We start from the raw sequence: 2,254 nt of genomic DNA on the forward strand, positions 1-2,254 counted from the left end.
CTCGTCGCGCCGCATGCCGCGCGCGCCCTCGTGGGCGCCTCCCACCGGCTGATCATCCCGACGGCGATGCTCCTCGGGGCGGTCCTCGTGTGCCTCGGGGACCTCATCGGACGCACAGCGATCGCCCCCGCACAGCTGCCGGCGGGTCTCCTCACCGCGCTGCTGGGGGCACCGTATTTCGTCCACCTGCTGTTCCGGAGCCGTTCCGGCCGGTAGGAACCGCATCCGATGCGGACGCTCCCTGTCCGGAAGTCCGTGCTGTCCGATCCCCGACTGAGCAGAATCGGCGCATGACACTGCGCTGGTACTCCACCGTCCTCGAATCGACCGACCACCGCGCCCTCGCACGCTGGTGGGCGGAAGCCCTCGGCTGGGAGCTACTGATCGAGACCGACGACGAAGCCGTGCTCGTACCGCCGTGGGCCCGCGAGCTCGGTGCGAAGCTATCGTTCGAGCAGGTGCCGCCGGGCCTCGTGTTCGTACCGGTGACGCACGAGAAGCAGGGGAAGAACCGGCTGCACCTCGACTTCGCGCCGCACACCGGCCAGGACCGCGCCGCCGAGATCGAGCGGCTGCTCGCCCTCGGGGCGCGGCGCACCGACGTCGGGCAGGGTCCGGAGGTGAGCTGGGAGGTCCTCGCCGACCCCGACGGCAACGAGTTCTGCATCCTGTCGTCGCGGGAGTGCTGAGGCTAGAGCTCGATGCGCTCCGTCTCGATGACCTCCTTGCGCACCTCGCCGCCGACGGTCTCGTCGTGCGTGCGCACCTCGCGGCGGATCCGGACGCGTTCGATCGGGACGACGTCCATCTCGACGCGCGGCTTCTCCTCGTAGAGGACCACCTCGGTGGTGTCACCGTTGAAGGCGGTCTCGACGGCCGAATAGAGGCGCTCGCGCTCGGCGTCGGTGAAGGAGCCCTCGCCGTCGTCGTAGAACGGCTTCCCGTCCCGGACGGGCACGCGCTCGACGACGAGTTCCTCGCGCCGGATCTGCACGGTCATGGTGACGTCCTCGGTGACCACGCGCTTGACGATGCGCACGCGCTCCGTCTCGCGGATCTCCGTACCGACGCGGAGCTGCTCCTCCGAGCGCGTCATGGCGTAGTCACCCTCGGTCCGGGAGGACCGCAGCGGCGCCGGGGCGGCGTCGGCGGCCCGGTCCGTCGTGACGCCGGTGGCCCGGTCCGTCGCGACGTCGTCGTCCTTCGCGGGCATCAGCCCGTAGTACCGGAGCAGATTCTGCTCCTCCTCGGGGCTGAGGTGGCCGTCCTGCGACATCTTCGGGGAGTCGTAGACCGTCGCGTGCGGATAGGGCAGACGGATGTCCCGGCCGGCGCGCGTGGCTCCCTGCAGCGGGGCGAAGGACTCGGGGTTGCCCATGGTGTGGGTGGCGATGGTGACCCAGCTGGGCTCTCCCGTGACGTCGTCGACATAGAGCTGACCCATGGGGCCGAGCACCGCTCCGTCCTCGCTCAGCACGTTGGCGCCCGCGTTCATGGATTCCTTCATCTGTTCAAGCGTGATCATGACGGCCCTTTCGAGGAGGTTTGCTCTCCTCACCGTAGGTCGCAGGCGGAGCGATAGCAAGCATGCTTACTACCGACGTGCCCGATGGAGCGGCGCGCCGGCCGCTCCGGAATCGGCCGATACGGTTCTATCCTTTCCCCATGCCACTCCTGCCGAGGTCCTTCCGCGCGGCGCGCGTCTCCGACGAATCGCACCGCGTCACCACCTTCGAGCTCTTCTTCGACCTCGTCTTCGTGTTCGCCTTCACGCAGGTCACCGGCTTCATGGCGCACGAGCACTCCTTCCCCGGCATCCTCCAGGGCATGATCATCCTCGGCATGCTGTGGTGGTCCTGGGTCTGCTACTCGTGGCTCGCGAACCAGACGCACGTGGACGAGGGCATCATGCGCCTCGGCCTGTCCGCCGTCATGGTGGCCATGTTCATCGCAGCCCTCGCCATCCCTGAGGCCTTCACCGACCTCGAGGGCGGCCTCAGCGGACCGCTCGTCCTGGCCCTGTCCTACGTCGTCGTGCGCGTCCTGCACCTGGTGCTGTACGCGTACGCGGCGATGGAGGACAAGCCGCTCCAGCGCCAGGTCGCCAGGACGTCGGTCGCGATGGCGTCGGGATCCACGCTCATCGTCACGGGCGCACTGATCGGCGGGCCGTCCCAGACGTGGTTCTGGCTCGCGGGGCTGGCCCTCGACGTCGCCCTGACCTATCTCACCACCGCGCGCGGCGACTGGCGGG

General features: G+C 69.0%; 4 protein-coding genes. 3 read left to right on the forward strand and 1 reads right to left on the reverse strand.

Annotated elements, in window-relative coordinates:
- A partial coding sequence (locus tag CVO76_RS17030) for an iron chelate uptake ABC transporter family permease subunit (protein WP_208740235.1) occupies positions 1-216 on the forward strand: 216 nt, incomplete at its 5' end.
- A gap of 74 nt (positions 217-290) precedes the next feature.
- Complete coding sequence (locus tag CVO76_RS17035) at positions 291-689, forward strand: VOC family protein (protein ID WP_208740236.1); 399 nt, start codon at positions 291-293, stop codon at positions 687-689.
- A 2-nt stretch (positions 690-691) separates the two neighbouring features.
- Here CVO76_RS17035 and CVO76_RS17040 read toward each other — a convergent pair whose 3' ends face one another.
- Positions 692-1,525: a YsnF/AvaK domain-containing protein gene (locus CVO76_RS17040; RefSeq protein ID WP_133080140.1), complete on the reverse strand. Its 834-nt coding sequence runs from the start codon at positions 1,523-1,525 to the stop codon at positions 692-694.
- 140 nt (positions 1,526-1,665) lie between these two features.
- Between CVO76_RS17040 and CVO76_RS17045 the strand changes: the two genes are divergently transcribed.
- The coding region (locus CVO76_RS17045) for a low temperature requirement protein A (RefSeq protein WP_208740237.1) at positions 1,666-2,254 on the forward strand (589 nt) is incomplete at its 3' end.

It is taken from the genome of Arthrobacter agilis (genome assembly GCF_002953615.1).
Lineage (GTDB): Bacteria > Actinomycetota > Actinomycetes > Actinomycetales > Micrococcaceae > Arthrobacter_D > Arthrobacter_D agilis_B.